Raw genomic sequence first — 7,849 nt, forward strand, 5'->3', positions numbered from 1 at the left:
CTCGGCGATTCACCAAGCCGCTGATCTGGCGCAATACCGCCACTGCTCAGCATGCTAAGGTCGGCCATGCCAGCGCGTGCGCGCCGGTCCAATCAGCCACTGCTACCGCATGGAGGCCATATGCAGCGCCCGTCGAATTCGTCCCTTTTTCCCTTGCTACTTGGCGCCATCGCCAGCCTGCTGCTGGGCGGTTGCGCTACCGACCTGGCGCCCGTGCGCACCTTCGCCGAACAGACGCAAAAAATGTCGGTCCACTTCGAACCCATGCTGGCGGGCGGCGTCCACAGCTGCATGGACAAGGCCATGCGCAAGCGTCTGATCCTGGCAGAACGTTTCGATGCGCAAGCCAGTGAACAGGCGGCGCGCGCCGATTGCGCCGCCATCGCGCAGGCCAGCGCATCGGTCGCCAGCCTGAACAACGTCCTGCTGCGCTATGCGCACACCCTGGCGGCGCTGGCCGATGCCAAGCTGCCTGACTACCAGGAAGAGCTTGGCGGACTCGGCGATGCGCTGGGCGGCCTGGCACAGCCGGGCGCCGGCGCGCCACTGCTCGATGCCGACAAGCTGGCCAAGGTCGTCAAATTGAGCGAACACCTGAGCCGCCTGGCCACGCAGCGCCTGCAGAAATCGGCCTTGCGCGAGTTGCTCGACGAGCAGGAAGCTGTCGATATTGTCAGCAATGCGCTCAAGGAATATGCCCAGCGCAGCTACCGTACCGGCTTGCAGGATGAATTGCGCGACCTGGACCTGCTGCGCGGCGCCGTCGACAAGGCCGTGCCGCGCGAACCGCTGGCCGCCAACTACATCCGCACGCGTCTGCACCTGGAAGGCCGGCAATTGCAGGAAAGGGAAAAGATCGTCGCCGCGTACGTCGCCGCCGTCGATGCGCTGCAAGCCAGTGTGGCCGCGCTGCGGGCCAATCTCGACCGCCTGCAGGCGCCCGAACTGCAGCGGCAGCTGGCGCAGTTTGCACGCGACGTCGCCACGCTGCAGCGGCAAGCGGCGTTCTATGCCCCGGCCCGCTGGTAAATGACAGGCCCACCGGAGAATCCCATGGCCCCACTGACCGAACTGACGAAAGATCAAAGCTACGCCATCGCCGACAGCCTGGCGCAAGCGTCAAACCTGGTGCTGGAATTGCGCATCCGCGAACGCGAGGCGCTGGCGCCGGACGAGCGCGCGCTGCTGGAACAATATGAAAACCACCTGGACCAGATGGTAGCCCTGTTTCGCGCGTATGGCATTCACCTGACCGCCGAAGGCGCCGAGCAGGCGTGCGGCGATATCGAGGGCGCCATCGCCAAGGGCAAGCTGCAGCTCAAGCGCATCACCGACATCAAGGCCGCCATAGCCGCAGCGGCCAGGCTGGTCGACCTGGGCGCAGCCATCTTGTCGCGCGACCCGTTCGCCATCGGCGAGGCGGCGGCCGGCTTGCGGGCCAAGCCGAAAACAGCAGACAAAGCTTAACAACGCCTAACAAAACCGTCGCGAGCGGAAGGGAGTTGCGACCGAGAAGCGCAACTGTACGAAGGTACAGTGAGCATCGCAGGTCGTCAATCGCGACGCGCAGTAGGTTTTGATAGGTGTACTAAGGTTCGGGCGGGCGGTGCCCCATCGCGTGCGTGGCCATTTTCAGGTACAGGTTCGCCTGCTCCTCGTTGTGCGCATAGCCCATGCGCCCCTCGGACAGGGCCACGGATTTCTGCTGCAGCGCTTCTGGGTAGCCGAGGTCGCAGGCAGCGTCCAGCCAGTAACGTGCCCTGGCCTCGTCGCTGTCCTGCAGCATGTTCGCCACGATGAACATGGCCGGCGCCACGTTGCGCCGGGCCGCCAGCTCCAGCCAGCGCAGCGCGGCAGCGCTGTCCTGCGGCCCGCCCATGCCGTTTTTCAGCATCAGGCCCAGGTAATATGCGGCAGGACCGCTGCCCTGCCCCGCCGCCTGTTCGAACAGGGCGCGCGCCTGCGGCTGGGACGCTTCTCCCGCGCGCATCAAGGCCTTGGCCCGGGCCGTGACATCAGGTGCAGCCGATGCCAGGGGCGACGCAAAAGCAGCTGCCAGCAGCCATGCCGCCAGCTTCATTTGGACAGGTCGAGCTGGTACAGCGCAAAGCCCTTGCCTGCGCCATCATCGGCCTTCAACTGCGTCACATTGGTGATGCCGGCCGCTTTCGCCAGGTCGATCACGTTCGGCGCAGAATGAAACACCACCGGGCCTTGCGTGGCGACCTTGGCGAAGGTCCAGCTGCGTGCGGAGCCGTTTTTCGCGCGCGTCAGGTGCTTCTGCTGCGTGACGTAGGCAATCAGCAGTTCGCGGTTGTTGTCGGGCGAGGCCACCACCGTCTTGCTGCCGTCGAGGCCAGGGAAATTGCCGCCGCCGCTGGCGCGGTAGTTATTTGTCGCGATGAGGAATTCCTGGCCCGCGTCCATCGGCTTGCCCTGGTAGGTAAGCGCCTTGATGCGCTGGCCCGGCGGCTGCGTGACGTCGATCTGGTAGCGCACGTCGGCACTGGTGATGGCGTCGAAGTTGTAGCTCGGATGGGCCGTGTTGACCAGTTCCTGCGACTCCGCCTTGTTGGGATCGATGGTATTGAAACGCTGTGCCGACTGTTCCAGCCAGGCTTTCAGCTCCGCGCCATTCATCTTCACGCCGTACAGCGCGTTCGGATATAAATACAGGTCGGCCGCATTATTCAGCGCCACATTGCCCGCCTTGACGTCCGTGTAGTCGGACACGCCGGCCGAGCCGCTCTTGAACGGCGACGACAGCGACAGCACGGGCAAGTGCGCGTACTGCGGCAAGTTCGCCTTGACATACGTGGCCAGGTAGCCTGCCTGCGCCTGGTTCACCACCTCGATGGCGCTGACATCGCCCACGTCGGCAAAATACGTCGACATGCGGAAATCCGTGGCGCCGACCGGTGTCTGCACATAGGCAATCGTCGCCGCGTGTTCCTCGGCCACCAGCTTGGCGATGGCCGCATCGGGCGCTACATAGCTCTTGTCCGCATTCTGGATGCCGCGCGCTTCCACCGTGGTGGCGCTCTTGTCGATGACCCACTGCTTGCCGTCATGGCGCAGGTGCAAGCCGATCACGCCCAAGTGCTTGCCCCACAGATTGGCCATCACGGTAGGCACGCCGTTGACCAACCCTTTGACTTTGTCGACGCCGGGCAAATTAAACTGCGGCACCGTGCTGCTGGCGTTCGGGAACAACTGGTGCGAGTGGCCAATCAGCATGGCGTCCACGCCCGGCACTTGCGACAGGTAGTAATTGCCGTTTTCCATGGTCGGCGAGTACGGGCTGTCATCCAGGCCGCCGTGCGAAATCGCCACCACCAGCTCGGCGCCCTTGGCGCGCATCTCGGGGATGATTTTTTCCGCCGTCTCGCGCACGCCCTGCGTATAGACCCTGCCTTCGAGCCAGCGCTTGTCCCAGGCCATGATGGTGGGCGGCGCAAAGCTGATGATACCCACCTTCACGGTCGCCGTCAGCGGCTTGCCATCGGGGCCGGTGGCCGTGATTTGCTTGGCGATGATGTGATATGGCGCAAACAGGGGCTTGCCTGACTTGACGCTGTAGACGTTGGCCAGCACTTGCGGGAACGCGGGGCCGGCGCAGCGCGGTTTGCCGGCGTCAACGCTGTCGACATCGAAGCGGTTGCCCGTCACCTGGCTCAAGAACGCCAGGCCGTAGTTGAATTCATGGTTGCCGATGCCGCCGCCATCGACCTTCAGCAAATTCATGGCCTTGTAGATGGCCAGCGTCTGGTCGCAGGCCAGCGGTTTGACGAGGGCCTGGTAGTCGGCCAACGCAGTGCCCTGGATGGTGTCGCCGTTGTCGAGCAACAGGTTGTTCGGAAATTCGGCACGCGCCTGGGCGATCAGGGCCGCCGTGCGTTCCAGGCCGATCGACGGCTCCGCCTGCAGCTTGTAGTAATCATAACTGAGCACATTCGCGTGCAAGTCCGTCGTCTCCAGCAGGGCCAGGGTGGCGCGGCTGCCGGCCGGCGCGGCCGATGGCGCCCTGGCGCGTCCCGTGGCGGCGGGCGGCAAGGCGCCGCAGCCGGCCAGCAGCAACGGTAACAGGGCAAGACGGGGGAGTTGAAGCATGATGTATTCCTGTGGAAAGACAATATCGCCAGCATCATACGCAGCACGGCAGCCATCTTCAAGGCAAAAATATTGTCGCAAATACAGCAAAATGGTCATTTTATTGCCCTGTGCAATAGCAATTGCGCCGCAGCGGCAGCGGAAACGCGCCGCGCTCGCGTATAATCCAAGGTTTGATTTCACCATAGAAGACCAGAACATTATGGAAGCCGAACGCATCAATATCATCTCCGCCCTGCTCAACGACCTGACGGTCCGTGAAGCCGAACTTCGGAGGTATCTTTGACTTCACTGTCAAGTCGGAGAAACTAGAGCAAGTCAACGAAGAACTGGAAGATCCGACCGTCTGGAACGATCCCAAGCGCGCCCAGGACCTCGGTAAAGAGAAGAAGGCGCTGGAAGCCATCGTCTTCACGCTGACCAAGGCCGATGCCGACCTGCGCGACACCCGCGACCTGTTCGACATGGCCCGCGAAGAAGGCGACGACGAGACGCTCGAAGCGATCGAGCAGGACGTGCAGGAAATCCGCAAGGTCATCGAAAGCATGGAGTTCCGCCGGATGTTCAACAATCCGATGGACCCGAACAACTGCTTCATCGACATCCAGGCCGGCGCCGGCGGTACGGAAGCCCAGGACTGGGCCTCGATGCTGCTGCGCCAGTACCTGCGCTATTGCGAACGCAAGGGCTTCAAGGTCGAGATCCTGGAACAATCCGACGGCGAGGTAGCCGGCATCAAGACGGCCACCTTGAAGGTCGAGGGCGATCACGCCTACGGCTTTCTGCGCACGGAAACGGGCGTGCACCGTCTGGTGCGCAAGTCGCCATTCGACTCGGCCAACGGCCGCCACACCTCGTTTACGTCGCTGTTCGTGTATCCGGAAGTCGATGATTCGATCGAGATCGACGTCAACCCGGCCGATATCCGCGTCGATACCTACCGCGCTTCGGGCGCCGGTGGTCAGCACATCAATAAAACCGACTCCGCCGTCCGCATGACCCATGCGCCGACCGGCATCGTGGTGCAGTGCCAGAACGACCGTTCGCAGCACCGCAACCGCGCCGAAGCGATGGAAATGCTGAAAGCCAAGCTGTACGAACATGAACTGCGCAAGCGCATGAGCGAGCAGCAAAAGCTGGAAGACTCGAAGACCGACGTGGGCTGGGGTCACCAGATCCGTTCCTACGTGCTGGACCAGTCCCGCATCAAGGATTTGCGCACCGGTTTCGAGACGGGCAATACTAAGGGTGTGCTCGATGGCGACATCGACGAGTTCATTTCCGCCTCGCTCAAGCAAGGCGTGTAAGGATGAATGTATCCGTTCCAGCCCGGCGTGCCTTCCTGTTCGACATGGATGGCACCATCGTCGACAACATGGCCTTCCACACGACATCGTGGCTGGCGTTCTTTGAACGCCACGGCCATGCGCTGGATGCGGACGCCTTTTTCCGCGACACGGCAGGACGGCAGGGACACGAAATCATCGCCAAGTACCTGGGTGAGGATGCCGATCACGTTACCCTGCTGGCTGAAAAAGAAGTCGTCTACCGCGAACTGTACGGCCCGCACCTGGCCACGGTGGCCGGCTTCAATCAGCTGATCGCCAGCGCGCGCCAGGCCGGCGTCGGGCTGGTGGTGGGCACGGCCGCGCCGAACGAGAACATCGCATTCACGCTCGACGGCCTGGACCTGCGCCACCGCTTCGACGCCATCGTCGGCGCCGCTGACGTGGAACGGGGCAAGCCGCATCCCGACGTTTTCCTGAAAGGCGCCCAGCTGGCCGGCGCACTGCCGCAAGACTGTATCGTCTTTGAAGACGCGCCGCTGGGCGTGGAAGCGGCGCGCCGTGCCGGCATGCGCGTCGTGGTGCTCACCACCACCCTGCCAGCCGAAGCGTTTGCCACCTTCGACAACGTCATTGCCATCGTGCCGGATTTCTCCGCACTCGACGTCGACGCACTGTTTGCCAGCGTGGCGCCAGCGCTGGCACCACATCATCAATCATCACCAACGAAGAACACCATGACTACGGATATCCAAGAACAAGCCGCCGCCCCCGATGAAAACAAGATCATCGCCGAGCGCCGCGTCAAGCTGGCCGCACTGCGCGAACAAGGCATCGCCTTCCCGAACGATTTCCGCCCCGAGCACAAGGCGGCGGATCTGCACGCGCAATACGGCGCCAAGACGCGCGAAGAGCTGGAAGCCGAACCTGTCACCGTGGTGCTGGCCGGCCGCATGATGCTCAAGCGCGAAGCAGGCAAGAAAGCCGCTTTCGCCACCCTGCAAGACGCATCCGGCCCGAAGGCCGACGGCCGTATCCAGATCTACGCCACCCTTGATCTCACCGGCGAAGCGGCCATGGCCGCCCTGCACCACTATGACCTGGGCGATATCCTGGGTGTGACGGGCACCCTGTTCAAGACCAAGACGGACGAACTGACCATCAAGGTCACGCAACTGCGCCTGATCACCAAGTCACTGCGCCCGCTGCCGGACAAATTCCACGGCCTGGCCGACCAGGAAACGAAGTACCGCCAGCGCTACGTCGACCTGATCATGAACGAAGAGACGCGCCGTACCTTCAAGGCACGTACCGCCGCCATCTCGTCGATCCGCCGCTTCATGGAAAAGAACGAGTTCATGGAAGTGGAAACGCCGATGCTGCACACGATTCCGGGCGGCGCCGCGGCAAAGCCATTCATCACGCACCACAATGCGCTGGACATGCAAATGTTCCTGCGCATCGCGCCCGAGCTGTACCTGAAGCGCCTGGTCGTGGGTGGCTTCGACCGCGTGTTCGAGATCAACCGCAACTTCCGCAACGAAGGCGTGTCGATCCGTCACAATCCGGAATTCACGATGATGGAATTCTACGCGGCCTACACCGACTACAAATGGCTGATGGACTTCACGGAAGCCGTCATTCGCCAGGCCGCCATCGACGCGCACGGCACAGCATCCCTGACCTACGGCGGCCGCGAGCTGGACCTGGCCAAGCCGTTCCACCGCCTGACCATCGTCGAAGCGATCAACAAGTACGCGCCAGGCTACACGCCGGAACAGTTGAACGATGCGGAATTCATCAAGGAAGAGCTGAAGAAATTCGGCGTCAAACCATTCGCCACGGCCGGCCTGGGCGCGCTGCAACTGGCGCTGTTCGAAGAGACGGCTGAAGCGCAACTGTGGGAACCGACCTACATCATCGACTATCCTGTCGAAGTGTCGCCACTGGCGCGCGCTTCCGACACGGTGGCCGGCATCACCGAACGTTTTGAACTGTTCATGGTGGGCCGCGAGATCGCCAACGGTTTCTCCGAGTTGAATGACGCGGAAGACCAGTCGGCCCGCTTCCTGGCGCAAGTCGCTGCCAAGGACGCCGGCGATGAAGAGGCGATGTTCTACGACGCCGACTACATCCGCGCGCTGGAATACGGCATGCCGCCAGCCGGCGGCTGCGGCATCGGTATCGACCGCCTGATGATGATCATCACGGATTCGCCGAACATCCGTGACGTCTTGCTGTTCCCGCATTTGCGCCGCGAAGACTAATCACGGACGCCAGTCAATAAAAAGGTTCTTCGCGTTTGGTGGGGGAAGATGGACTTGACGTTTTTGCTGGAAGGGGGTGGCAGCGAGGGTTTTGAATTGGTAAATTGATGTCGCCAAACAAAACAATTACCTTACCACTCTCGCCGCCATGTTCAATGTTATGTCGTCCCTTCCATTTTGGGAAGG

The 7,849-nt window shown here is 62.4% G+C and carries 7 protein-coding genes and 1 pseudogene; 6 read left to right on the forward strand and 2 right to left on the reverse strand.

Annotation, left to right across the window (positions count from 1 at the left end):
- The first annotated feature begins 120 nt into the window (after positions 1-120).
- The gene (locus tag ACQ4W7_RS04890; protein WP_436528868.1) at positions 121-1,029 is read left to right on the forward strand and encodes a hypothetical protein; all 909 of its coding nucleotides are present in this window, start codon (positions 121-123) and stop codon (positions 1,027-1,029) included.
- 24 nt (positions 1,030-1,053) lie between these two features.
- The gene (locus ACQ4W7_RS04895; protein ID WP_436528870.1) at positions 1,054-1,467 is read left to right on the forward strand and encodes a hypothetical protein; all 414 of its coding nucleotides are present in this window, start codon (positions 1,054-1,056) and stop codon (positions 1,465-1,467) included.
- A gap of 121 nt (positions 1,468-1,588) precedes the next feature.
- Here the strand turns inward: ACQ4W7_RS04895 and ACQ4W7_RS04900 are convergent, their stop codons facing one another.
- On the reverse strand, positions 1,589-2,080 hold the full coding sequence (locus tag ACQ4W7_RS04900; protein WP_436528872.1) for a tetratricopeptide repeat protein: 492 nt from the start codon (positions 2,078-2,080) through the stop codon (positions 1,589-1,591).
- Positions 2,077-4,110: a bifunctional 2',3'-cyclic-nucleotide 2'-phosphodiesterase/3'-nucleotidase gene (locus tag ACQ4W7_RS04905; protein ID WP_436528874.1), complete on the reverse strand. Its 2,034-nt coding sequence runs from the start codon at positions 4,108-4,110 to the stop codon at positions 2,077-2,079. The genes ACQ4W7_RS04900 and ACQ4W7_RS04905 overlap by 4 nt, the downstream gene beginning before the upstream one ends.
- Here ACQ4W7_RS04905 and ACQ4W7_RS04910 point away from each other — a divergent pair.
- The 4 genes and pseudogenes from ACQ4W7_RS04910 (at position 4,109) to lysS (ending at position 7,663) form a co-directional block, all read left to right on the forward strand.
- Positions 4,109-4,396, forward strand: a complete 288-nt coding sequence (locus ACQ4W7_RS04910) for a hypothetical protein (RefSeq protein WP_436528889.1) — start codon at positions 4,109-4,111, stop codon at positions 4,394-4,396. The genes ACQ4W7_RS04905 and ACQ4W7_RS04910 overlap by 2 nt on opposite strands.
- Positions 4,313-5,417, forward strand: a protein-coding gene (prfB, locus tag ACQ4W7_RS04915; RefSeq protein WP_152284547.1) for a peptide chain release factor 2 whose coding sequence is annotated in 2 segments (ribosomal slippage) — positions 4,313-4,393 and positions 4,395-5,417 — 1,104 coding nt in all. Because the reading frame shifts where the segments join, the coding sequence is not laid out codon by codon here. The genes ACQ4W7_RS04910 and prfB overlap by 84 nt, the downstream gene beginning before the upstream one ends.
- 2 nt (positions 5,418-5,419) lie before the next feature.
- A pseudogene (locus ACQ4W7_RS04920) lies at positions 5,420-5,968 on the forward strand (HAD family hydrolase); the annotation flags it as partial.
- 165 nt (positions 5,969-6,133) lie between these two features.
- Positions 6,134-7,663, forward strand: a complete 1,530-nt coding sequence (lysS, locus tag ACQ4W7_RS04925; protein ID WP_436528887.1) for a lysine--tRNA ligase — start codon at positions 6,134-6,136, stop codon at positions 7,661-7,663.
- The last annotated feature ends 186 nt before the right edge of the window (positions 7,664-7,849 follow it).

The organism is Janthinobacterium algoris (assembly GCF_051380935.1).
Lineage (GTDB): Bacteria > Pseudomonadota > Gammaproteobacteria > Burkholderiales > Burkholderiaceae_D > Janthinobacterium.

Coding starts and splice junctions, on each gene's coding strand:
- lysS (WP_436528887.1), top strand. CDS start 6,134: ATGACTACGGATATCCAAGAACAAGCCGCCGCCCCCGATGAAAACAAG.
- ACQ4W7_RS04890 (WP_436528868.1), top strand. CDS start 121: ATGCAGCGCCCGTCGAATTCGTCCCTTTTTCCCTTGCTACTTGGCGCC.
- ACQ4W7_RS04910 (WP_436528889.1), top strand. CDS start 4,109: ATGATGTATTCCTGTGGAAAGACAATATCGCCAGCATCATACGCAGCA.
- ACQ4W7_RS04900 (WP_436528872.1), bottom strand. CDS start 2,080: ATGAAGCTGGCGGCATGGCTGCTGGCAGCTGCTTTTGCGTCGCCCCTG.
- ACQ4W7_RS04895 (WP_436528870.1), top strand. CDS start 1,054: ATGGCCCCACTGACCGAACTGACGAAAGATCAAAGCTACGCCATCGCC.
- ACQ4W7_RS04905 (WP_436528874.1), bottom strand. CDS start 4,110: ATGCTTCAACTCCCCCGTCTTGCCCTGTTACCGTTGCTGCTGGCCGGC.